The sequence below is a fragment of the Enterococcus gilvus ATCC BAA-350 genome (assembly GCF_000407545.1).
In the GTDB taxonomy this organism is placed as follows: Bacteria; Bacillota; Bacilli; order Lactobacillales; family Enterococcaceae; genus Enterococcus_A; species Enterococcus_A gilvus.
The window spans coordinates 1,130,586-1,152,232 of record NZ_ASWH01000001.1 but is presented as its reverse complement, the minus strand read 5'-3'; the positions used below and the strand labels follow the sequence as shown (position 1 = coordinate 1,152,232).

24 protein-coding genes and 1 pseudogene are annotated in these 21,647 nt (G+C 38.9%); 7 read left to right on the top strand and 18 right to left on the bottom strand.

The features are described from left to right. Positions 1-49: 49 nt before the first annotated feature. Positions 50-1,522, bottom strand: coding sequence for a ribosomal protection-like ABC-F family protein (gene abc-f / locus I592_RS05765; RefSeq protein ID WP_010781157.1), 1,473 nt, complete (start codon positions 1,520-1,522; stop codon positions 50-52). 267 nt (positions 1,523-1,789) lie between these two features. Further along, a complete protein-coding gene (locus I592_RS05760) occupies positions 1,790-2,887 on the bottom strand; it encodes an alpha-hydroxy-acid oxidizing protein (RefSeq protein WP_010781158.1) in 1,098 nt (365 codons plus the stop codon). Between the two features lie 291 nt (positions 2,888-3,178). On the opposite strand from I592_RS05760, the gene I592_RS21375 reads away from it, so the two are divergent. Continuing rightward, on the top strand, positions 3,179-3,355 hold the full coding sequence (locus I592_RS21375) for a hypothetical protein (protein WP_010781159.1): 177 nt from the start codon (positions 3,179-3,181) through the stop codon (positions 3,353-3,355). Between the two features lie 68 nt (positions 3,356-3,423). Here I592_RS21375 and brnQ read toward each other — a convergent pair whose 3' ends face one another. The 5 genes from brnQ to I592_RS05735 all read right to left on the bottom strand — a co-directional run bounded on the left by brnQ (position 3,424) and on the right by I592_RS05735 (position 8,458). Further along, positions 3,424-4,776: a branched-chain amino acid transport system II carrier protein gene (gene brnQ, locus I592_RS05755; RefSeq protein WP_010781160.1), complete on the bottom strand. Its 1,353-nt coding sequence runs from the start codon at positions 4,774-4,776 to the stop codon at positions 3,424-3,426. A gap of 1,220 nt (positions 4,777-5,996) precedes the next feature. Continuing rightward, the gene (locus I592_RS05750) at positions 5,997-7,502 is read right to left on the bottom strand and encodes a hypothetical protein (protein WP_010781161.1); all 1,506 of its coding nucleotides are present in this window, start codon (positions 7,500-7,502) and stop codon (positions 5,997-5,999) included. Between the two features lie 21 nt (positions 7,503-7,523). Then, a complete protein-coding gene (locus tag I592_RS05745) occupies positions 7,524-7,856 on the bottom strand; it encodes a hypothetical protein (protein ID WP_010781162.1) in 333 nt (110 codons plus the stop codon). A 16-nt stretch (positions 7,857-7,872) separates the two neighbouring features. Continuing rightward, a complete protein-coding gene (locus I592_RS05740) occupies positions 7,873-8,238 on the bottom strand; it encodes a zinc ribbon domain-containing protein (protein ID WP_010781163.1) in 366 nt (121 codons plus the stop codon). Next, positions 8,228-8,458 (bottom strand): helix-turn-helix transcriptional regulator, encoded by a 231-nt coding sequence (locus I592_RS05735; RefSeq protein WP_010781164.1) that lies wholly within the window; start codon positions 8,456-8,458, stop codon positions 8,228-8,230. The genes I592_RS05740 and I592_RS05735 overlap by 11 nt, the downstream gene beginning before the upstream one ends. Before the next feature lie 133 nt (positions 8,459-8,591). Between I592_RS05735 and I592_RS05730 the strand changes: the two genes are divergently transcribed. Then, on the top strand, positions 8,592-8,939 hold the full coding sequence (locus I592_RS05730) for a helix-turn-helix domain-containing protein (RefSeq protein ID WP_010781165.1): 348 nt from the start codon (positions 8,592-8,594) through the stop codon (positions 8,937-8,939). 119 nt (positions 8,940-9,058) lie between these two features. Then, entirely contained in the window at positions 9,059-9,742 is a 684-nt protein-coding gene (locus tag I592_RS05725; RefSeq protein WP_010781166.1) for a PHP domain-containing protein, read from the top strand. Positions 9,743-9,778: 36 nt separating this feature from the next. Here the strand turns inward: I592_RS05725 and I592_RS05720 are convergent, their stop codons facing one another. The 4 genes and pseudogenes from I592_RS05720 to I592_RS05705 form a co-directional block, all read right to left on the bottom strand. Next, the gene (locus tag I592_RS05720; RefSeq protein WP_002316138.1) at positions 9,779-10,276 is read right to left on the bottom strand and encodes a GNAT family N-acetyltransferase; all 498 of its coding nucleotides are present in this window, start codon (positions 10,274-10,276) and stop codon (positions 9,779-9,781) included. Between the two features lie 55 nt (positions 10,277-10,331). Beyond that, positions 10,332-10,925 (bottom strand): annotated as a pseudogene (locus tag I592_RS05715) (IS982-like element ISEfm1 family transposase); the annotation flags it as partial. Positions 10,926-11,125: 200 nt separating this feature from the next. Then, positions 11,126-13,156 carry a hypothetical protein gene (locus I592_RS05710; RefSeq protein WP_010781168.1) on the bottom strand — a complete coding sequence of 677 codons (2,031 nt, stop codon included), beginning with the start codon at positions 13,154-13,156 and terminating at the stop codon, positions 11,126-11,128. A gap of 103 nt (positions 13,157-13,259) precedes the next feature. After that, the gene (locus tag I592_RS05705; protein WP_244265158.1) at positions 13,260-13,625 is read right to left on the bottom strand and encodes a helix-turn-helix domain-containing protein; all 366 of its coding nucleotides are present in this window, start codon (positions 13,623-13,625) and stop codon (positions 13,260-13,262) included. A 245-nt stretch (positions 13,626-13,870) separates the two neighbouring features. On the opposite strand from I592_RS05705, the gene I592_RS20695 reads away from it, so the two are divergent. Together I592_RS20695 and I592_RS05695 are read left to right on the top strand one after the other, a co-directional pair. After that, on the top strand, positions 13,871-14,467 hold the full coding sequence (locus I592_RS20695) for a helix-turn-helix domain-containing protein (RefSeq protein WP_010781170.1): 597 nt from the start codon (positions 13,871-13,873) through the stop codon (positions 14,465-14,467). Positions 14,468-14,628: 161 nt separating this feature from the next. Next, positions 14,629-15,780, top strand: coding sequence for a site-specific integrase (locus tag I592_RS05695; protein ID WP_010781171.1), 1,152 nt, complete (start codon positions 14,629-14,631; stop codon positions 15,778-15,780). A gap of 87 nt (positions 15,781-15,867) precedes the next feature. Here I592_RS05695 and I592_RS05690 read toward each other — a convergent pair whose 3' ends face one another. The 3 genes from I592_RS05690 to I592_RS05680 are packed head-to-tail and all read right to left on the bottom strand — an operon-like array spanning position 15,868 to position 16,892. Then, a complete protein-coding gene (locus I592_RS05690) occupies positions 15,868-16,182 on the bottom strand; it encodes a DUF1292 domain-containing protein (protein WP_010781172.1) in 315 nt (104 codons plus the stop codon). A 15-nt stretch (positions 16,183-16,197) separates the two neighbouring features. Further along, positions 16,198-16,626 (bottom strand): Holliday junction resolvase RuvX, encoded by a 429-nt coding sequence (gene ruvX, locus I592_RS05685; RefSeq protein ID WP_010781173.1) that lies wholly within the window; start codon positions 16,624-16,626, stop codon positions 16,198-16,200. After that, positions 16,623-16,892 (bottom strand): IreB family regulatory phosphoprotein, encoded by a 270-nt coding sequence (locus I592_RS05680; protein ID WP_010739601.1) that lies wholly within the window; start codon positions 16,890-16,892, stop codon positions 16,623-16,625. Before I592_RS05680 ends, ruvX begins: the two co-directional genes overlap by 4 nt. Positions 16,893-17,143: 251 nt before the next feature. Here I592_RS05680 and I592_RS05675 point away from each other — a divergent pair, with 251 nt between their 5' ends. After that, positions 17,144-17,611: a TspO/MBR family protein gene (locus tag I592_RS05675; protein ID WP_010781174.1), complete on the top strand. Its 468-nt coding sequence runs from the start codon at positions 17,144-17,146 to the stop codon at positions 17,609-17,611. A gap of 223 nt (positions 17,612-17,834) precedes the next feature. Here I592_RS05675 and I592_RS20690 read toward each other — a convergent pair whose 3' ends face one another. The 4 genes from I592_RS20690 to I592_RS05655 form a co-directional block, all read right to left on the bottom strand. After that, on the bottom strand, positions 17,835-18,767 hold the full coding sequence (locus I592_RS20690) for a DUF2922 domain-containing protein (protein WP_010781175.1): 933 nt from the start codon (positions 18,765-18,767) through the stop codon (positions 17,835-17,837). A 49-nt stretch (positions 18,768-18,816) separates the two neighbouring features. After that, positions 18,817-19,206, bottom strand: a complete 390-nt coding sequence (locus tag I592_RS05665; RefSeq protein ID WP_010781176.1) for a hypothetical protein — start codon at positions 19,204-19,206, stop codon at positions 18,817-18,819. A 302-nt stretch (positions 19,207-19,508) separates the two neighbouring features. Continuing rightward, the gene (glnA, locus tag I592_RS05660; RefSeq protein WP_010781177.1) at positions 19,509-20,849 is read right to left on the bottom strand and encodes a type I glutamate--ammonia ligase; all 1,341 of its coding nucleotides are present in this window, start codon (positions 20,847-20,849) and stop codon (positions 19,509-19,511) included. A gap of 46 nt (positions 20,850-20,895) precedes the next feature. Then, entirely contained in the window at positions 20,896-21,276 is a 381-nt protein-coding gene (locus tag I592_RS05655) for a MerR family transcriptional regulator (protein WP_010744471.1), read from the bottom strand. A gap of 182 nt (positions 21,277-21,458) precedes the next feature. Here I592_RS05655 and I592_RS21370 point away from each other — a divergent pair, with 182 nt between their 5' ends. Beyond that, a complete protein-coding gene (locus I592_RS21370) occupies positions 21,459-21,641 on the top strand; it encodes a hypothetical protein (RefSeq protein ID WP_167540784.1) in 183 nt (60 codons plus the stop codon). The last annotated feature ends 6 nt before the right edge of the window (positions 21,642-21,647 follow it).

Here is a 21,647-nt window from a genome sequence, read left to right as displayed (position 1 = left end):
ATCAGAGGAATAAGTGTCATAGCACACCCATTTAAATAACTATCATCATTTAAAACTGAGTATTTTTAAGTTTAAAATCACTTATTTCAAAAATTTCATCAGCAACTTTTTCTACAAAATAGGGATCGTGGGAAGTAACTATCACTGTCCCTTGATAGGACAAAAGCAAGCGTTCGAGGGCTTCCACTGTGGTCAAATCAATAAAATTTGTAGGTTCGTCTAGAATTAGTACATTGGACGGCTTCACAAATAACAACGCGATTTGAAGCCGCGTAGCTTCACCGCCACTCAAGTCTTTGATCGGCTTAGTCATCTCCAATTGAGAAAAACCCAGATTATGCAAAATACTGCGAACGAGAGCTTCCTTATAGCTTGTATGCTTCATTGAAAATTCTAAAAGTGACTGACTGTCCACCATTTTATAGGACATTTGATGGTAGGTGGCAAACAAAACTTTCGGCGATACTACGATTCCCTCTTCATTATTCAGGATACTTTGAAGCAGTGACGTTTTTCCACTGCCGTTTTCTCCAACAATCGTAATTGGCTTCCCCAGAGGAAATTGAAAATCACAGGATTCAATCAGCAATTTTCCACCCCGCTCTAGTTGAAATGCTTCTCCTCGGATTGGAAATTTATTATGAACGGCTTGTATTTTTGAATGTGGAAACACGATCTCTCGTCGTTTCTCAAACCTCTCGACTTTTTCCAATTGGGCTAAGCGGCTTTCCATCGCGGTCACGGACTTTTGTAAATTTTTTTGAACCGTATCTTTCTGTTTCGACGAGGACAAGCGATCTGGTCGGATGTTCTGCTGACTCTTTTTCGTTGAAACCTTGGTGCTTCTTTCTGCTTGCTCCTTCTTTTTACTGACTGCTGATTCCAAACGTTTCTTTTCCTTTATATATTGTGCCGCTTCTCTTTGATTCACGAGATTTTTTAATTCTTTCTGCTTACAGTAATCTTCGTAATTTCCAACGTATTCCTTAACCTCGCCAGCATCTATCTCCCAAATTTTCGTCGCCAGTTGATTTAAAAAATGACGGTCATGGCTAACGAACAACAGCGTTCCGTAGTAATAACGCAGCTCTTCAATCAACGTCTGTATACTTTTGCGATCAAGGTGTGTTGTGGGTTCGTCCAGAAGCAAGCCCGGTTTGTAACTGGAGAGCGTTTGCGCCAGACGGTATTTATTTTCCTCCCCGCCACTCAACGTACTGGCAGGATTCTTAGGGACAAAGAGTCGGGCTACCAATTCCCAGTCAATCTCTTCGAAATTGGTCCATTCATTTATTTCTTCGATTTGAGTAAAGAAATTAAAGTCGATTTCTCTCTGGACCTTGCCGCTATCTGGATTCATCTCCCCTTTGATCAGTTTTAAAAGAGTCGATTTCCCTTGACCGTTTGCTCCGATGATCCCGATACGATCTCCCTCATAGGCGGATAATGAGTCAATTGAAAAAATTTTTTTGGCACCAAAACGGTGTTCTATTTTTGTTAATTTTACAGATAAATGTTCCATTCGTTTTCTTCTCCTTTTCGCTAGGAAAAGGAAAAAGTGTACAAAAAAGGGCCCAGTCTCAGACTAGGCCTCTTTCGTTCTTTTTAGAAAAGTATACACTGATCCCTTGAAATTGCCGTACCTAGACTTTTGAATTCATCGTTTATTAGTTATTCAAAAAGTTTTTACGCAATTTCATTGAAGCAGTCATTTCTTTTCCTCCTCGTGTTCGGTTAATAAAAAGATAGCATCCACAAAATAGAAAGTAAAGAATAATACGTTTTACAATTAGCGATTTTCTCTTAAAACAATGCCTTTAATGTCTTCAACCGTTTGTGTTCCTGCTAGCTGCATGACCATTTCCAGTTCTTTTTTGAAGAAATCGAAGACCTGCTGAACGCCTGTTGTTCCGCCCAATGCCAAGCCATAGATTGCCGGACGGCCAATAGCAACCAGATCCGCTCCAGAAGAAAGAGCTTTAAAAACATGCTGCCCGCGACGAACCCCGCTGTCAAAAACGATGGGTGCTCTGCCTGCTACGGCCTCCGCCACATATTGCAGGGAATCAAAGGAAGCCGGACCGCCATCTAGTTGGCGCCCACCGTGATTCGATACCCAGATACCTGAAGCACCGGAGCCAAGAGCGCGTTCTACGTCTTCTTCTGACTGGACGCCTTTAACGTATACCGGCAGGTCTGAATAACCTGCGATAAATTCAACATCTTTTGGACTTAATTTTTGTTTCGAAGAGCCATAAACGGCATCCATTGTTTGACCGATCCCTGATTGATAGGCTTGAACGATCGGCATGGCTAACGGAAATGTAAATCCGTTTCGACGATCGGTTTCACGATTGCCTCCTACTGTCGCATCCGCGGTCAACACGATGGCTTTTGCGCCGTTACGTTTCGCCATATCGATGATATCGCGGTTGATCCCATCATCTTTACTCATATAGAACTGAAACCATTGAGGTGCCTTTGCCCCGCCAGCCTCACGTATTTCTTCTAATGTACAAGAAGCGTACGAGCTCGCGGTATAAATCGTCCCGAATCTAGCGACCCCCTTCGCGGACGCCCGCTCAGCTGCCACATTGGCTAACCCGTGGGCAGCGACCGGCGCCATAATGATTGGTGCCGTCAGCTCTTCGCCTTCAAAGGTTACTCGCGTATCTGGTAACTCAACATCTCGTAGTACGTGAGGAATAATCAGCTTATGATTGAATGCCTTTTCATTTTCTTGATAAGTAAAGACATCCCCTGCACCACTGCTGATATACCCGTAGCCGCCTTTAGGAATGACTTCTTTAGCCCCTTCTTCTAAATCATTCATATTAATAAAATCAATTGCACCCTCTGCTGTGCTTGCTTGATAAATCTTTTCCATCAAAATCCCCGCCTTCAATTTGATAACGTTTACAAAATAATGGTACGCCTCTCTAGAAACGTTGACAAATGATTTGTTCGTCCGCTTATTTTGATTGATTCTCAAAAAAATAGTTTGATATTTTGCTCATTATTCCGCTTTTTATTCAAATTGTCGTTTTCGCTCAAGAGTCTTTTTTGACCTTTTAAGACAAAAAAATAGTTTTAACGATTCCTTCGTTTAAACTTGAAGGGGGAAAAAAACACCTCCAAGAATAGTCACTCGTGAAAATCAAAGAAAGTGAGGATGCTTATGAAAAAAACTATCCATGATGCTGTCGCTATCGGAATTGTATGCTTTCTTGCATCGCTAAGCAGCTATATCGCAAAAGGAGAATTAACTTTTGCTACGTTTATTTATTTGATCCTCCCCTCCTTTTTTATCGTTACCTTCGGCTCGATGCTCTTGATGACCTTATCCAAAAAGTAACCGATGATCAAAAAAAGCCTTCCATACATAAGAAGGCTTCTTTGTTTTTGATTCTTTTATCTTGAAGATTACTCCGCTAGTTTTCTCTCCTTGATCAGAGCGTACATTCCCCCAATTAGAAAGCCGACAAAGGCTGGCAGCACCCACCCCATACCTATCGTAAAGAAGGGTAAATAGTGACTGACAAACTTAAGAATAGACACAACGATCGGATTCGTTGAAATGGCTGGCGGACTCGCTGCTAAGGCATCAAAAATCGCTGCGATAGCTGTTAAAGCTGTTGTTGCCTGATACACAGGTTTTCTATCTTTGAATAATGGGCTCAAAATAGCAAGCAGGATCAGCGTCATGGCCAAGGGATAAATGAACATCAAAACAGGCAGAGAAATCTCGATTATTTTTGTTAGACCAACATTGGCAAAAAGGCAAGGAAGAACACTGGCAAGAACAATAAAAAAGCGATAACTGAACTTAGGAAACAGTTTGACAAAGGTCTCCGAAAAAGCTGTTACAAGCCCAATGGATGTTTTTAAACAGGCTAAGATAACAATCGCTGCGAGTAAAATACTCCCCACCGTACCGAGATAATGATTGGCGATCTGTGCTAATGCGATCCCGCCGTTTTCACTTATAGCAAATTTTCCTAAGCTCATGGCTCCTAAGTAGGATAGCAGTGTATAGATGATTCCCATTAATACGATACTGATCGCACCCGATTTGATCGTTCCTTTAGCGATCTGATTCGGCTTTGTCACCCCCATAGATCGTATCGTAGTAACGATGATGATTCCGAATGCTAAAGAAGCCAAAGCATCTAGCGTATTGTACCCTTCGGTAAATCCCTTTAAGAAAGTCGCCGTTTGATACGCTGGTTGGACAGGTGCCGTTTCAATGGCACCTAACGGATGAAGAAATCCTAGAAAAAGCAACCCGCCGAGTAGAATAAGAAATATTGGATTCAAGAATTTACCGACATAATCTAATATTTTTGATGGCTTGCGAGAGAACAACCAGGTTATTACAAAAAACAATACGCTGAACAGCGCCAAGCCAATTCCGAGATGATCGTTTGAAACAAACGGAGCGATCCCAATTTCAAAGGATGTCGTCGCCAAGCGGGGCAAGGCGAAAAAGGGCCCGATCACTAAGTAAATCAGAAAAGTAAAAATAAATGCATAGTTCCTGCCAACCTTTGAAGCCAAATCTAGTACGCCCTCACTTTGAGAAAGCCCGATCGCTATGATCCCTAAAAATGGCAACCCAATTCCTGTAACTAAAAAGCCGAGATTAGCTAAGAAGATATTGCTCCCCGCTGATTGCCCCATGTTGACCGGGAAAATTAAATTACCGGCACCAAAGAAAAGCCCAAAAAGCATTGACCCTATATAAATATATTGCTTAAACGAAAGTTTTTTCTCCATAATTTCTCCTCACTGTGACCGTAAATAATGATGCCATTCATTTTACACAACTATCTCATTACTGACAAAAATTTTGAATAGGTATACCCATTCCTCGGTTCCCCTTCGATTCAAAAAGCATGAGCCCGATTCCCTAAAAAAGAAGATACCTAGATTGGTGAACTAAAAAAGCAGCGTTCGAATTTTTCCATAAAAAAAGAGTCCCTTTTAAAAAAGGAACTCTGAACGTTCGAAGCACGATAAAAGCTATTTTACGTATAGCTACGAGATGATGGATCACGCTTCCTTCCCCCGACTGGCTCGGTTAGTAGGAACCTTTATCCATCCATCTGGCGGTTTCTTGCTATTTCTCATCATTGTTAACATCAAATGGATTAACTTTGTGCTTTTGTGATTATTTCTCATTACACACACATCCTTTTCTGTTAGCCTAGCAATATTTTTAGGAAGGTTTCTTCCCTACTTTCATTTTACACCATCTAGATAAGGCATCCCTCAAAGCAACTCAAACTTTACGTAACCTATACAAAGACTTTACATTACTGACCGGATTGTTCTCAAATTTATGGGCGATTGAGCCGTCCTCGTTTTTTGCTCAAAAAAAGAGAAACCTTTTGTATCAAGGTTTCTCCTAGTATTAAACTTATTCTTCTTCTTCTGTCATGAATGCGAAGCAGTTTTCAACGAATATTATCTAATATCAACACGTATCATTTTTTTTAAGAAAAGCATGTTTCACCTCAAATAGAATCATTTAGGTAAAATAGAACACGTTCAAAATCACGTTCATTAATAAAATATAAGCTATGTAAATGCCCGCTGAGAATATCATTGAGGAGCCGTTGTTTCGGCTCCTTTTTTCTATGTCCTGTCCCAACAGCTATTTCTTATATGAAACAAATGCAGGTCATTTCATTTATACTTTTCCATACTAGGTAGTAACAAATATTATAAAAAAACGTCATAAAAGTATTTTATACTTTTAACATCTGAAACAACCTCTACTTACTGATGTAGCAACTACTTGCTCAATTGCCCGCACCGTCGTTTCAGATATCTTTTTATTTAGGCGGATTTAAATCCACAAAAAAAATAAGCCTACAGTAGCATATACTACATGTAGGCTTCTCTATTGACTATGAGTAAAAAACCAGGGGGTACGGTTCATCTTATTTCTACAGTTGCATACACTCTCCTTATTAATGAGATACCCCACAGTTTTAAAAATTCATTTTGTCAATAACTGACTGATAGGCTTTTGTTGCAGACGTGGGTCGTCCATCAACAAACGTCACTGAATAATCGCTCTCAAATGGTTCTTGCAAGCTGACAGGAACCCCTGCTCTTACACGGCTATTTACATCATTGCTTACTCTTCTAGTGAGCTCAATATACTGCTGAATCTTCTTTTCATCACCGTCTGTTCGATGTTTTTCTTCCATGGTAAAGTAAATCACTACTCTACCATCTTTCTCTCCAAGCGTACAATTGGCAGAGCCTAAGCTATAATCATTAACAAACTGTTCTATTGTCTGGTTTTTCAGCTGAGAAAACATCTTCGCATCGAGGATACCTTTATAATCAAGCAACTTATCATCTAATGTGATAACATCCATTAACTCCGTCCCATCAAAGCGTCCTACGTATATTGTACCGCTTAATACATCTGGTTCCACAGTGTAGTTATACATTGTCCTATCTACACCTACATTGTTCGTTACAGCATCTACCGCCTTGCCAATTGCCTTCTGCTGGTCAGCATTGAATTCATGGTAGCCTTTAGGTGTCCCTGTACCAGCTAATTCCGCTGGATCACGAGGCATCGGCATTGGATTAGACTTATTCTGAGTCGATTCTGTTTCTTCACGTACTTCACTTGAACGATCATACGAAGTCGATTCTGTAACGCTCTCCTCAACCTTAACTAAGTTAGATAAAAGATTCTGTTTCTTGCCATCCCCGTCGTAGTAATGACCTGCAATACTCAATTCATCTTTGTCCTTTTCACCTATCATAATCATCATTGTCCCGTCCGAAATATTTTCATCACCGAACAATACTCTCATTTGCTTAACATTAAGTTTGATGGTTCGCACTTTATCAAAAGTATACCTTGTTTTAGTTCCATTATTTATATCTTCTACATATTTCTTAGAGATAGATAAATTAATGTAAGTATCTGAATCTTTATCAGATTCCCATTCTCCATAATAGTCCTTCCTGTTAACAGTCTTCTTTCGTGATTTTACGAGTGCATCCTCCCACTCCTTAGAACGTTCAGTTTCTGTCTTTCCATCATCGCTTTCTTTAGTGATGCTACCATTCAAAAATCCTTCATAAATAATTTTTGAAACAGTAAGATTAAATTGCCCTGTTTCCACTGAACCGGGATCATTATTCATTATTGCTGTGCTGATTTGCTCCATACCATCATATAAGTTATCTTCACAGTCCTTGACTGATTTAGGTAACCCATTAGGTACCTCCGCTTCTCTCACTTCTTTTTGTTTTTGTTTAATCATTTTGCTAAAGTCGTCTGCTTCCACTTCGCCTGTAGTCGTAATAGATTTTGATAGCTCTTTCATTTCAGAATCTACCTCTTCTATTATTTCTATCATGTTTTGTACATACTGCTTTTCTTTGGCACTTTCCGAAGCACACCCAGATAGAACCAACAAAACTAAGGTCACAAAGAAAAATTTTAACCTAACTTTATTTCTATTCATTTGCTCCTCCGTATAAATATATTAATTTAATAATAACACTTCACTGTAAGGAATTTGAACGTATATCTTATCTTTTTTCGGATAGTACTCAATATTTACATTGATGACGGCACCGTTATCAAGCTCCGCTTTTCCAACATAGCGGTTGTCCCCATTGTCCTCTGTGATTGTTACATCCTCACAAGAGCGATTTAAATCATATTGTTCTTGTAAAATCTGGTCAATAATTGGCTTAGACGCTTCCTCTAAATCAGTTGAGCTGTTGCCAAACACTACAAATGCGATAATACCCACGACAGCAACAATCACCACTATCAAAATTTTATTATTAGTCTTTCCATTCTTTGCCTTCACTCAGCTCTCCCCCTTCTTAATATCCGGTTGACATCCCTATTAGTACTCCTAGGATGCCACCTGCTATCCCTGCAATCATGAGAATGGTTCCCATCTTTTCATCCTTGTCCCTATACAAATACCCCATAATTACAGCAATGGCTCCAAACAATACGGGGATGAATAGCAACGAAACAACCATAGACACCCATCCTACAATCAAGTAAAGCTGACCCGTTTGTTTTTTCTGATCAATTTGGTTTTTAACGTCCTTTAGAGTCTCCTCAGCTCCTTGCTTAATAAGTTCTCCACCACTCGTAGCATTACGCTCCTGTGGTGCTCCACAAAATGGACAGAACTTACTACTTTCCTCAATCTGTTCTCCGCACTTACTACAATACATTTTTGTTTCCTCCCTCTTTATGAAACTCATCATGAAATAGTATCTCTTTGCTTATTCCTAGTATTTCCTCAAGCCGTTGCATCTGATACGGCTTAGGAGTGGTCACTGCACGCTCGTATGAGCTCAATGTCTGTTGTGACACACCTAATTGCTTTGCTAGCTGAACTTGGGTTAAACCAGCCCGCTTTCTATAATCTGCTAAACGTCCTTCCTTTTTCATTTTAGATACCTCCTACAAAAGATTATATACACTATAAACGAGTATTTCAACTCATTTAAAGAGTACTCACTTTCTAAGTATGTCGAAATACTCGAAAATCTTGTAATCTTAGGTGGGAGAGGAGAAGTTTCTTATGAAACAGTATTCAAGATTGATTAAACAGAAAAGAAAAGAACTCGGTCTAACACAGAAAGAACTTGCTAAAATCGTACACACGTCACAGCAGGCAATAGCTCGATACGAGACACAAAAGGCGGAGCCGTCTCTGGAAGTATTGCAGGCACTCTCAGAAGCTCTAGGAGTCCCTCTAAGCTATTTTATTGATGGTGATACGTCCGACACAGAAAAAGAATATGTATCCCTGTACCGCTCATTATCGAAGGAAAATCAGCATAAGGCTCTTGATTTCCTAAAGCTTTTAAAGAGACAAGAGGCGGAGCAAAAACAATACACAAATATGTTTGACAACCCGTGGTGCTAGTTAATTTTTTCCTAGAGGAAAATGTCTAAACATGTTGGTAAATCAACAAAAAAACGCATATAGTAGTCTCAAAACTCCCAAGAAATGAGGACTATTTAACAAACTACGATGGTTACGTCGTGACAACTGAACATTTTGACTTAGCCAATCCTGTTACTAAAGTCGATGATATCCCCGATTATGAAATGTACAGTCAAACAATCGATAGCTTAAATAAGCGTTTTGGCAATCGTGTTTTAAAAGGCATCGAAATCGGTTACATCGCTTCTGAAAAGGATCGGATCATCGACTATTTAGCCGATAAAGATTACGATTTAAAATTACTCAGTGTGCATCATAATGGTCAATTTGATTATTTAGATGACGAAGTCAAAGATATGGATCCTGCTATTGTGATTCCTCAGTATTTTGCACAACTTTCAGAAGCACTAGTTGTTATAGAAGCAGATGTCTTTGCTCATTTTGACTATGGTTTTCGGGTATTTGGTCTATCCGTTGCTGAATTTAAACAATATGAAGCGCAGTTTTTACCGATTCTAGATCAAGTAATCAAAAATAAATTGGCATTCGAATTAAATGCTAAGAGCGCTTACTTGTATGACAATTTAGCGTTATATGAATATGTCATCGATTTATATCTTTCACGTGGTGGTACCTTGTTTAGTGTTGGATCAGATGGGCATTACCTTGAACATTTCCGTTTCCATTTCGATGATCTTTTTGCTCTGTTAAAAGCAAAAGGTGTGACGGAATTAGCGATTTATCAAAAAGGAGAGCGAATTATGGTTCCATTACCAGTCTAAAAAAACGTCCTCAGCATCAAAAGTGAGGACGTTTTTTTAGATTTCTTTTTCTAAAATCGGACAAATACGATCTTGTTTTCCTAAAGGAAAATGTTTGATCCCGATTTTTTTAAATCCATGACGTTCATAAAAACGAATACCTGCATGATTTTTTTCATAAACAGTCAAACGTAAATAACGTTTTTGTTTCGTTTTAGCATAACGATTCGCTTCATCGAGTAACCGTTGCCCTAACCCTTTGTTTTGATAATCTTTGAGCAGATAGATCCGTTGAATCTCTATAGCATCTTTTTCATCATTGACTTTCATATAACCAATGAGTATTTGATGATCCTTAATACCAATAAATTTACTGGTTGACTGTGCCAATTCTACTGCCAATATTTCAGTTGTCAATTGTGTCTGTAAATATCCTTGCATATCAAGTGGATCTGCGCCATCGATAAACGATTCATAAAAACTGACAACACTTACAACTTGTAAAGCATCTAGATCATCATAATCTAAATACGCTAGTGTGATTTGATTGTTCATCTAACTCCTCCTTTTGACATAGTATACTATAAATCACCCGTGGTGCTAGTTAATTTTAATATCCTAAAGAATATCTCAAAGTTCCTTCAAAACGTCGTTGTGCTCGACTTAATAGAACACTGTAAGCCAGTAATATGCTTTCAAATCTACTCTCTAGCCCTTTAACAGAACGTGAGTTGAAATTTTGACAACCTAATTTTTCTAAGGAAGAAAAAACAGTCTCAACTGTTTTTCTTTGTTTTCCAAGTAAGCTGTGGTCTAGTTTTTCTGATTTATCCATGTTTTTACGTGGCGGAACGGATATAGTAATGCCCTTAAGGGCAAGCTTTTCATGGATTTTATGGCTAATATATCCTTTGTCCCCTAGGATATTGGGAAGATTCGCTTCTTCCGATAAAGTCTCTAACACTTTCACGTCATGGACACCTGGATTCGTGATTGAGTAAGTAATCGGAAAGCCAGTCTTAGTAACGATCATATGAATTTTAAGACCATAAAAATAAGATTTTTTTGTTGAGTTATAGCCAACTTTGGCTATTTGATTCAATAGTTTTGCTTGTCTATTTCTAACTGGTTTACATAATGGACTAGGAAAACTATCTATAATTCCGACTAGTTCACCTTTGGTGAGCTTCTTGATGAACGCATATGTAGTCCTCATTTCTTGGGAGTTTTGAGACTACTATATGCGTTTTTTTGTTGATTTACCAACATGTTTAGACATTTTCCTCTAGGAAAAAATTAACTAGCACCACGGGTGTTTAACAATTTTAAAGAATGGGTAGACGACACGTTTGACCAGTACGATAAATAGAAAAGAGCGATGCTGAAATAAGCATCGCTTCCTCGCTAATTAAATTTTATTGGTTCTCGTCTTGCCGATATCTTCTTACCGTTCTGCACATACACTTTTACTTGGTACATCGGTGTAAGCGTCCCTTCTAATACGAGCTCTCTGAATGGTTCATCAATATTCGGGGACATGACACTATAAACCATACAACTTCTTGATGCCCTCAGATTGAGTATCTTTTTTATATCCTTAGTTGCTCTAAAAAGATAGTAACCTTGCTTAACGAAATAGCCACGATTTTCTTTAAGAACACTTTGAACGCTTGAAGAGCTATACTTAGGTAATAATTTTGCTACTTCCCTAATCAGTTCTTTTTCTGAAATTACATAGACCTTTAGTGGGTCTAATTGTTCCAAGACGATACTCGCTTTCGTTAGTATTTCAATTTTTTTATCACTTAGAGTAATTCTGTCATTCTGAGGAAACACCTGTTTTGCTTTCTCCTCGCCAAAACAAAGTTTTACCCAAGCATATGAAAAATGCTGATAGGTAAAATAGAATTTTTCTAATACTGGAATAATTTCATCCCTCAAGCGTTCAAAAAATGAGGAATCTAATTTACACAATCGATAAACGCTAACCCTCTTTGGCTCAAATTCCTTAGCTAATTGCGGACTACCACCAATTATTTTCTTTGTATGTTCCGCAACCTGCTTTAAATAGTCCTTAACACTCTTCGACAGACTATTATCGTCTAATTTCTCCACCATACCCAAGAAGGTCATAAACGATAACAATTTATTCCATTTACCAACAGCATAGTTGTGACCAATTTTGTATCCGTACAATCGTTCCATATGCTGTGCAAGCATACTTCCCGACATTATACTAATGGTATTTCCTTCCTTATCGCCTGAAAAGTAAACATTCGATGAGAGAATGGTATAAATCTCTTCCATTTCAGATAACTTCTGTCCTCTTATCGTTTTATGCAAACCATCATCATTGGACTTAAGCGTTTCAAACCCAACTGTAATTTGATCAATAATTGAACGGTATTCCTCTGGATACAAATCCATTTTTTTTAAGAACCAATTGAACGCCTCTACCCGACTGTTAAGCCCCAGTATTCCTTTAATGATACTTAAGAAATCTGCTTTGACACCACACGATTCACTGTAGCAACGATAATACCAATTACTATTATCGCTTCCTTTATAAATCGCTCCTGACGGATGCTCATCATCGTGGAATAAGCAACAAAACTTATTGCCCTCTGTCTTAAGTAACTTCGTCATATCAGTTTGCAACAGCTGTCTGTATATCTCATCAATGGTCATATTAACAGGATCAAAAAGTGTACCCCTGAACCATTCCTTCATTTCACCGCTGTTTCCTCTTTTGATCATCTCGACAAAATCGGCGGTGCTCTCCTTCATAGCATCTGGTAAAATGATTTTTTTATCTTCTGTAGTTTCTACCATATCATCAAAATTTAGAGAACTATTGTCAAATACATTCCCTATTCTGATAACCGCACCTTTATCAGATTTCCCTCCATAGAAAATCCTTGTTGATAAACTTACTGCCTCATCACAATATGGTATTTGCTTTTGTAAGCACTTATATAACTTTTCGTTTTCCTTCCAATGAGTGATGGGTTCTTTCAGAAGAAATACTATTCTGAATCGTTCCGATTCTTTTGAATATCTGATACTCTTTTGCACGGCAAACGCCCCGTCCCTGATAATAGGCATTCCTATAGCTTTGTCTATACTCAAATACCTTGGATCAGCCTTACTTAGCGGTATCGGCTTCCCATTCTCATCAGGTTCCGTGTTATCAACATCAAGAATGACCAAATGGGTCTCTAGAAGATTCTCCTTTTTATTGATAAACCCATTTATCTTACACGGGATGAACGATGTCCCCGAACCTAGAATCTCCAACAACTCTTCCTTACTAACTTCCCGATAATTATCTTTAAGTAAGCATCTCCCCCAAATACCATCGGCTCCCTCAGTCTCTTTTGGAGTAGGTTTGCTAGTAATTCTCTCTGTGTCTACCATCATAGGTATCTTTTTCATATTAGTTTTCTCCTTTTCATTGTGTATTAAATCATGTAGATATGTCTTAAAAGAATCTTACTTATCTATATGATTTAATTGATAGATTTCTAACTCTAAATCATTAACGCTTATGTCCATCTAAAAACTCACAAATGTCAGTCTTCTTATATAGACACAAACCATCAATTGTTACTCGTGGTAACCCTTGCTGTCTTAGTTTGTTTAGCGTATTAGTCGAAATACCTCCTAAGTACTGCCTAGTTTGTTTAGTAGTTAAATAAGTCCCGTACCTTTGGTCAGCAGGTATCTTCACAATTTCTCTAAGTTCCGCTTTCAGCTCTTCCACAACTTCATCTAAGTTAACAACAAGCCTCATGTCCATCACCTCCAATACGTCTACATAAATAACATTCAACACAAGTGATGATAAATCATTTTTTTTTAATTTGCAAGTGCATTTTTTGGTCTTCTCTACACTCATCTCCATAAAAAAACAAACAGTTTAAAAATATAAAAAAGGCTCTAAAATAGTCTATTGACTTTATTTAATAGAGTAAAATTCAAAACACCCTACCCAGTGAATTTATGAACTTCCACCGAGAACCCATTCTAAAAATCATGCTGCACACATACATTAAATAACTAAAATATCATCATGTCAATATAAAAAAATTTTTTTGTGTATACTAAGTATTCATAGTGTGATATTATTCATCTGAGGTGAATTTATCGATGATTAAACAAACAGACCTATATGACACTAAAAAAATAGGGATGCGCATTAAGTCTATACGCAACTCTTTCGGGTGCACAATGGAGAAATTCGGTCAGTTGATCGGAGGAGCGAGTAAAACAGCAGTAAATAATTGGGAGCACGGCTCAAGAATGCCGAGCAAAGAGAAACTTGAACTGATAGCAATCATTGGTCGCACCAGCATAAGTTGGATTCTTTACGGAGATTTCAACGATTATATCCATTCCCTACTAAAAACCGATTCAAAACCCTATAAGCACATGAAGAAATTCTATAGCGGTTCTGCTGAAGCAACTTCATTTGAATTTTATGAGTCCGCATCACAAGAAGTGAAACAAGAGATTATAGATAATCTATTTGAAGAAATAAATGAAAATGAATGGTGTTACGAAGATGCCCCGCATATCATGGACTGTTTCGTAATGATACTTACAAGATATACGCAGGAGAGAGAATTATCTAGAAATTTACCCATTGAGTTGAGAAAGCCTCTCCACCAGCTTAAAGAAAGAGGTTTAACTAGGGGGGAAATCAAAAGGACACTACGACTAATTGAAGACTATTTAAGTAGTTAGAATTTCTCCCAGTGAAAGGAGTGATGCCGGAGCATCCATAAAATTGACAAAGCAATCATGCGTAAAAAGATAAGGTTAAGATATTTGGAAGAGAGGAGATGATAAAAAGCTTACGAGCTCTCAGCGGGCTACGTGGCTTATTACAAGGAGGAATATTTATCATGGCAACATATCAACAATACCCAAAAAAGGATGGAACAATGGTTTGGTTATTCCGAGTGTACCTTGGAAAAGACACAGCCACAGGGAAAGATATAGAGACTACTCGAAGAGGATTCAAGACAAAGAAAGAAGCCCAACTAGCTTGCGCTAAATTGCAATTAGACTTTGAAAAGGAAGGTCTTATCAAAAAACAGAATAAAGAAACTTTCTTAGATGTATACGAGCTGTGGCTAGACACCTACAGAACAACCGTCAAAGAAGTCACTTTCATCAAAATGGAAATCAAATTTAGAAAGTGGATTATCCCACATTATGGGAACCTCTTCATTGATAAAGTCACGGTCAAAAAAGCTCAAAAAATCCTTAACCAATGGGCTAAGGACACGGATCAATACAAAGTTCTTCATTCTACAGCTAAACGTATATTTGCGTACGCCGTCCACTTAGGGCTCATTCAATTCAATCCACTGGAACACGTGATGATGCCAAAAAGAATGTTGAAAAACCAAACAAGCGATGCCGTAAAGGTTTATAGTAAAGAACAGATTAAAACCTTGTTCAGTTACCTAGACACCAAACCTTGTACGTTTAATAATGACTTCAACAAGGTTCTCCTCCGCTTCCTGTTTTTCAGCGGATGCCGAGTTAGTGAAGCTTTAGCACTGGATTGGAAAGACATCGACTTCGATAAGAAAGAAGTAACAATCAATAAGACGCTTAGCCAGACAAAGAACGGTTACACCGTCTCCCAGCCCAAAACAGCAGGCAGTAGCGGTTCGGTATCATTAGATGACAAAACTTTATCAATCTTGAAGAAATGGCAGATCGATCAAAGAAAGTATATGCTCTCTCTAGGTGTAACTGATCCCAGCCTTATTTTTTGCGGTATCTATAAGCAGAAAATTACTCATCACGGTATCTACCAACGGATGAAAACAATAACTGCTAATGCTGATATCCCATTTCTCGGCGTACATGTTACTCGTCACACGCACGCAAGCATACTACTTGATGCAGGCGAATCAATGAAAGCCGTCCAAGTCCGATTAAGACACTCGTCAATCAAAATGACTATGGACACGTACGGTCACTTGAGCAAAGAAACTAAAGAAACAACAGCCGAAAAGTTTGTTGAATACGTTGATTTGTAGAAGAACACGTTCAATAACACGTTCAGTAAAACAATACAAAAGGAGAAACCTTGTATTACCAAGGCTTCTCCCATCATTTTAGCTCTATTATTCTTCTTCTGTCATGAACGTATTGAAAACTTCTTCAATCATATCCCATTCAGCATCTGTTTCGATTTGTTGCAATTCGCCTTCACTGCCGTCTTCATTTTCAACGTATGCGTAAGCTTGCAATTCAACGTCTTCATCTTCAGGTGCGCCTGCTGGGTAAAGCAATACATAATTGCGGTTAAATTCTTCTTGACCATCGATCGTCAATAAGATTTCATACAGCGTTTCATTTCCTTCATCATCCACTAAAGTGATGACTTCATGTTCGTGGTCGTGATCATGTTCATGATCGTGTGTGTGTTCGTGTGCCATAGTTATTCCTCTTTTCTAAAGTTTATTGCTGTTGCGATCAAGATAATTTTGTAAAATCATGACTGCTGCAAGTTTATCGATAACTTTTTTTCTTTTCGAACGAGAAACATCTGCTTGTTCTACTAGCATCCGTTCTGCTTGAACAGTAGTTAATCGCTCGTCTTGATACTCAATCGGCAAGTCAAAGAGTTCTTTGATTTTCTCAGCATACGCCATGGAGGCTTCTGCTCGAGGACCGATTGAATTGTTCATATTTTTAGGAAGCCCCACAACAAATTTAGTGACTTGGTACTGCTTCACTAATTCGCCTAGCCGTTCAAAACCGAACTTCCCCTTTTCTTCGTCGATTCGGATGATCTCGACTCCTTGAGCCGTCCAGCCAAATGGATCACTCACCGCGATCCCGACAGTTTTCGAGCCGACATCAAGTCCCATCACTCTCATCGAATATCTATACCGTGATCTTTCAAGTAATATTTTACCAAAACTTCCATAACTTCATCGCGCTCATGACGACGAATCAAGTTTCGTGCGTCTTGATAACGAGGAATATACGCAGGATCTCCTGATAATAAATAGCCGACGATTTGGTTAATCGGGTTGTAGCCTTTTTCAGCCAACGCGTTATAGACGATCGTTAATGTCTCGCTGATCTCTTTCTTACGATTGTCATCAAAATCAAAACGGACTGTTTCATCTGTGTATCCCATTTTCTCACACCTCTCCTTGGAATTATCAACAATTATATTTTACTAAAAGAAGACAAAACTTACAAATTTTGCAAGTTGCCAATCTCTTGGCTTTAGAAAATCTTCCGAATTATTATAACACGCTTTTGCTTTGTTTAGGTCAGTTTTCTTAAGCATCTTTTTTTCTTTTAAATAGAATGCTCGTTATACTGAAATAGTACTAGCTTTTATGAAGGAATGATTCGTAAAAAGAAGGACAAAGGAGGATTATTATGTTAAATAGATTTTTTAAACTACTCGCATGTATCATCGGAGTTGAATTGATCGGATCATTGTCCGGTTTTTTTGCGGGAGATATTCCCGCAGTCTACGCACAATTGAACAAGCCCTTCCTGGCACCACCTGGAAATATCGTGGGAATTATTTGGACAGTTCTCTATGCATTGATCGGTTTAGCTTTATTTTTAGTGATTGACAGCAAAGAACCAAAAAACAAGACGCGCTCGTATATTCTTTTTGGAGTGCAGCTCGCACTCAACTTCATATGGAGCATCTTATTTTTTGGCGGCTCTCATTTTTGGATCGCGTCATTTATCAGCTTGTTCCTTTGGTTTTCGATCATTTTCAGTATTCGAGAGTTTCGAGGGATTTCTAAAGGCGCGGCGATTTGTTTTGTCCCGTATCTTGTATGGATCACTTATGCGACCTATCTTTCTTTTGGATTAGCACTCTTGAATTAACACTCAAAAAGACATCGGATTTCGTTCCGATGTCTTTTTACTGTTCAAAATAAGAAACGGCATCGTTTTCCCATTCTAGATGAATGCCTACTTTGACTAGGAATATATTGAAAAAACACCATGACAAATAACCCCACTGTGAGTGAGCACATTCCCCTTTTTCCTTCTAACGACACTCTCTTTTATCCCAACGTTGGTTTTTTGATCAAGTATCAGAAATTCGCTATTCTCGCTTCCGAATACGCTTGAGTAGGCGATGACGGGTACGACTGACGATTTGTTTGCCTTGAATCGGCAAAGAGTCTCCCTCTATTTTTCTTGGTGTGGCCCCACAAGAATAGGGTACAGGCTCCTTCTCCATATGCTCCTCTGAATGTACAGGCGTTTTTGGCGCATTATCAATGACTAGCTCATCCAATGCCGCATTCATCGGTAAAGAGGCCATGGTTACCCAATTCGTTTGTTCCTTTGTCTGCTCCAGCGGATCGATTTCTGGATCTATTCGTTCTTTTATCGTTGTTTCTTTCATTTCTTCGGAGAAACTACTACCTGATAACGTATGGACGGAAGTCGGCACTCCCTCCTCTTCCTCCGACAATGAAGAGACGACCAATAATTTCGCTGGTGTTGTTTCACTATCGATAAAACATTCCTTCAGTGTGGCCTTTGCAGGAAGACACGAGGTCACCACTCGGTAGTTTTGTTCCTCGGACAACGTCGTCGGATCGATCCCATCCGGCAGTGCGATCAATTGAATCAACGTTTTCGGATCAGGTTGCTCTTCAATGATCGTCAAGTCTTGCGGGAGTGTGAGCGTTTCCAAAATATCGGCTGGTTCTTCCATCGTATACCCCATTGCCGCTGCCATTTCGGAGAGCTGCGCAAAGAAATCTTTTTCCTCTGTTTTTTGTTCCTTTTTTATTTCTTCTTTAAACAACACCGTATCTGTCCGTTGGATCATTTTTGCTTCTAAGAGTTCTTTATATAGACCGATGCCGTCTTTTTCAAAAATATCCAGCTTGGTCAGCTTCGTTAGTGCAGCCTTCACTTTTTCAGCCGGCTTATTTGGATCAAAGCCCTTCATACGAAAATGATGTTTTTTCCCCTCGCTGTTCGCAAAGAGAGCATCTAATGTAATCGTTGTTGTCGTAAACATTTCCTTCCCCTCCTTTGTATTTTTTAGTCTCTTCTTGTGAAGGCACCCCTCATGATTCTGCGCATCCTATAATTTCTTCATCACACGTTTGTACTTTGACCACTTCTGGATCTTCTTCGTTATACGTAAGCACAGGAAATAATTTTGCCGTTAGTAATTGCCAATCTTTCCCGCTGAAATAATCAATAAAATATAAATAAAATCGACGCATGATCTTTGTTGTACGTGTCCGTAAAAAGATGCGATACACCACGCTTGTCAACATTCTAGAGAAATCAAAAGCGTCTCCAGTCAGTTCGTCCCGCACTTGTAGTGCAATCAGCATTTCAATCGTCGTCTTTTCATCATGAGTCTGATAATAGAACGCATGCAATCGTTTTTCTAATGTCCGTCGCTGCAAGGTGAAAAGCTTTTGTCTCGCTAACCCATAATCTTCCATCCTTCACTCGACCTCCTTTTTTGTTCATTTTTCCTTTTCGTAAGATATCTTCACGAAAAAGGTACTGCTATTTTTTGAAAACGTCAACACCAAATTATTTATTGGAAGTAACTTATAACGAGCATCTGAACCTTGCCTCCAATGTTCCTTTAACATGCGTTGGATAAAAAGGACGCAATTATTTTTTTCTTTCTTTTTTCTTAATCCGCAACAATCAAATTCAGTCATTTTTCTTTAAAATCGTTATTTCTTGGTCAAAAAAAGACCCTTGAGGATGTCCTCAAAGGTCTTGCGAGTTTGGATTAGTAAAGCTCTAAATATTGATCGCGTTCCCACTCAGAAACAGTTTGACGGAAAGCTGCCCATTCCATACGTTTTGCTTCATTGAAGTTTGTGTAAATATGGTTTCCAAGGGCATCCACCATGATTTGATCTTCACGCAATGCTTTGATCGCATTGTGGATCGTTGATGGCAAATCATAGATCTCTGCTTCTTTACGTTCTTCTTCCGTCATCACATAGATGTTGCGGTCAACTGCTGCCGGCGGTGTTAATTCGTTACGGATTCCGTCTAAACCAGCTTCCAACAGAACAGCCATAGTCAAATATGGATTAGCTGCAGGGTCGACTGAACGTAATTCTAAACGAGTAGACAAGCCGCGAGATTCAGGGATACGAATCAATGGCGAACGGTTGCGCCCGCTCCATGCTACATATACGGGTGCTTCAAAGCCGGGAACTAAACGTTTGTAAGAGTTTACGATCGGGTTACATACTGCCGTGTATGCACGCGCGTGTTTCAATAATCCTGCTAAGAAGTGATAAGCAGTTTTACTTAATTTCATTGGGCCGTCTTCGTCATAGAAAACATTGCCGTCTTCATTGAATAAGGACATGTTGCAGTGCATACCAGAACCATTGATGCCGTATAAAGGTTTCGGCATGAAGGTCGCGTGAAGACCATGCTTGCGGGCAATTGTTTTCACTACTAATTTGAACGTTTGGATGTTATCGCATGCTTCGATCGCATCGGCATATTTAAAGTCGATTTCATGTTGTCCTGGTGCAACTTCATGGTGAGAGGCTTCGACTTCAAACCCTAAGCTTTCAAGCTCTAACACGATATCGCGACGGCAATTTTCACCTAAGTCAGTCGGTGCAAAATCGAAGTAGCCGCCTTTATCGTTCAAATCTAATGTAGGATCGCCATTTTCATCCATTTTAAATAGGAAAAATTCTGGTTCTGGTCCTAAGTTGAATGATGTAAAACCAAATTCATCCATTCCCTTTAAAATGCGTTTCAAGTTCCCGCGAGGGTCCCCTGGAAACGGCGTGCCATCTGGACTGTAAATGTCGCAAATCAAACGTCCCACTTTGCCGTGATCACTTTCCCATGGGAAAATCATCCAAGTAGACAAATCTGGATACAAGTACATATCGCTTTCTTCGATCCGAACAAAGCCTTCGATAGATGAACCGTCGAACATCATTTTATCATCTAGGACTTTATCCATTTGGCTCACAGGTACTTCAACGTTTTTGATCGTCCCCATAATATCTGTGAACATCAAGCGTAAAAATCGGACGTTCTCTTCTTCAACAATTCGTTTAATATCCTCTTTACTTAGATCTTTTTTCGGCATAATATCTAATCCCTTCCTCGCACTTCATTTTTTTATTCCACAACCGCTACAGCTTAGGCCCTTGCGATTGGTATGGATTTTGTTGTTGAAAACCGCCTTGCGTCAGCATCTCATCGTAGAAAATACGACGAACATCTTTATCAGTCAATGGTGGTTTCTCTTTGGCCGCTTTGACCTCTTCTTGGCGCATTTGATAGACACGCTTGATTCCCGCCATATTTAACCCATCGGATAAATAATCCTTAATTTCAAGCAGCACATCAATGTCATTTAGAGAATACATTCTACGGTTGCCTTCACTTCGTTCCGGATGAATCAATTCTTGCTCCTCATAGTACCGGATTTGCCTTGCGGTCAAATCTGTCAGTTTCATAACTGTACCAATTGGAAAAACTGCAAGCGAACGACGCAATTCTTTTTCCCGCATACCATCTCCTCCTTGTATTTTGATGTTGAAAAAAGGATACCATCCGACGAACCAATCGTCAAGGCATAATGTTAGATTTTCTTACATAGAAATTAAAAACGTTCGGATTTAGAGAAAAAAGCTTGTATTATCAAGGTTTCTGTTTTATAAAAGTATCGTATACTCATTAAAAAGAAAAGGACGTGAACGCTTTGCCTCGTTTCCAAAAAGGTGAGACCGTTAAAATAAAAAAAGACCAACCGATGGCTGACTATTTAGGGATCATCATAAATTACAACAAAGAGACCCATACCTATCTTGTAAGCTTCAACCACGAACAGCAGCTTTTCTTTTCTGAAACTGCTTTAGATAGAAAACAGGCCTAAAAAAAA

What these genes read in the sequence shown, in the direction of transcription:
- abc-f (WP_010781157.1), bottom strand. Translation starts at nt 1,522, where the DNA reads ATGGAACATTTATCTGTAAAATTAACAAAAATAGAACACCGTTTTGGT.
- I592_RS05760 (WP_010781158.1), bottom strand. Translation starts at nt 2,887, where the DNA reads ATGGAAAAGATTTATCAAGCAAGCACAGCAGAGGGTGCAATTGATTTT.
- I592_RS21375 (WP_010781159.1), top strand. Translation starts at nt 3,179, where the DNA reads ATGAAAAAAACTATCCATGATGCTGTCGCTATCGGAATTGTATGCTTT.
- brnQ (WP_010781160.1), bottom strand. Translation starts at nt 4,776, where the DNA reads ATGGAGAAAAAACTTTCGTTTAAGCAATATATTTATATAGGGTCAATG.
- I592_RS05750 (WP_010781161.1), bottom strand. Translation starts at nt 7,502, where the DNA reads ATGAATAGAAATAAAGTTAGGTTAAAATTTTTCTTTGTGACCTTAGTT.
- I592_RS05740 (WP_010781163.1), bottom strand. Translation starts at nt 8,238, where the DNA reads ATGTATTGTAGTAAGTGCGGAGAACAGATTGAGGAAAGTAGTAAGTTC.
- I592_RS05735 (WP_010781164.1), bottom strand. Translation starts at nt 8,458, where the DNA reads ATGAAAAAGGAAGGACGTTTAGCAGATTATAGAAAGCGGGCTGGTTTA.
- I592_RS05730 (WP_010781165.1), top strand. Translation starts at nt 8,592, where the DNA reads ATGAAACAGTATTCAAGATTGATTAAACAGAAAAGAAAAGAACTCGGT.
- I592_RS05720 (WP_002316138.1), bottom strand. Translation starts at nt 10,276, where the DNA reads ATGAACAATCAAATCACACTAGCGTATTTAGATTATGATGATCTAGAT.
- I592_RS05710 (WP_010781168.1), bottom strand. Translation starts at nt 13,156, where the DNA reads ATGAAAAAGATACCTATGATGGTAGACACAGAGAGAATTACTAGCAAA.
- I592_RS05705 (WP_244265158.1), bottom strand. Translation starts at nt 13,625, where the DNA reads ATGGAGATGAGTGTAGAGAAGACCAAAAAATGCACTTGCAAATTAAAA.
- I592_RS20695 (WP_010781170.1), top strand. Translation starts at nt 13,871, where the DNA reads ATGATTAAACAAACAGACCTATATGACACTAAAAAAATAGGGATGCGC.
- I592_RS05695 (WP_010781171.1), top strand. Translation starts at nt 14,629, where the DNA reads ATGGCAACATATCAACAATACCCAAAAAAGGATGGAACAATGGTTTGG.
- I592_RS05690 (WP_010781172.1), bottom strand. Translation starts at nt 16,182, where the DNA reads ATGGCACACGAACACACACACGATCATGAACATGATCACGACCACGAA.
- ruvX (WP_010781173.1), bottom strand. Translation starts at nt 16,626, where the DNA reads ATGAGAGTGATGGGACTTGATGTCGGCTCGAAAACTGTCGGGATCGCG.
- I592_RS05680 (WP_010739601.1), bottom strand. Translation starts at nt 16,892, where the DNA reads ATGGGATACACAGATGAAACAGTCCGTTTTGATTTTGATGACAATCGT.
- I592_RS05675 (WP_010781174.1), top strand. Translation starts at nt 17,144, where the DNA reads ATGTTAAATAGATTTTTTAAACTACTCGCATGTATCATCGGAGTTGAA.
- I592_RS20690 (WP_010781175.1), bottom strand. Translation starts at nt 18,767, where the DNA reads ATGTTTACGACAACAACGATTACATTAGATGCTCTCTTTGCGAACAGC.
- I592_RS05665 (WP_010781176.1), bottom strand. Translation starts at nt 19,206, where the DNA reads ATGGAAGATTATGGGTTAGCGAGACAAAAGCTTTTCACCTTGCAGCGA.
- glnA (WP_010781177.1), bottom strand. Translation starts at nt 20,849, where the DNA reads ATGCCGAAAAAAGATCTAAGTAAAGAGGATATTAAACGAATTGTTGAA.
- I592_RS05655 (WP_010744471.1), bottom strand. Translation starts at nt 21,276, where the DNA reads ATGCGGGAAAAAGAATTGCGTCGTTCGCTTGCAGTTTTTCCAATTGGT.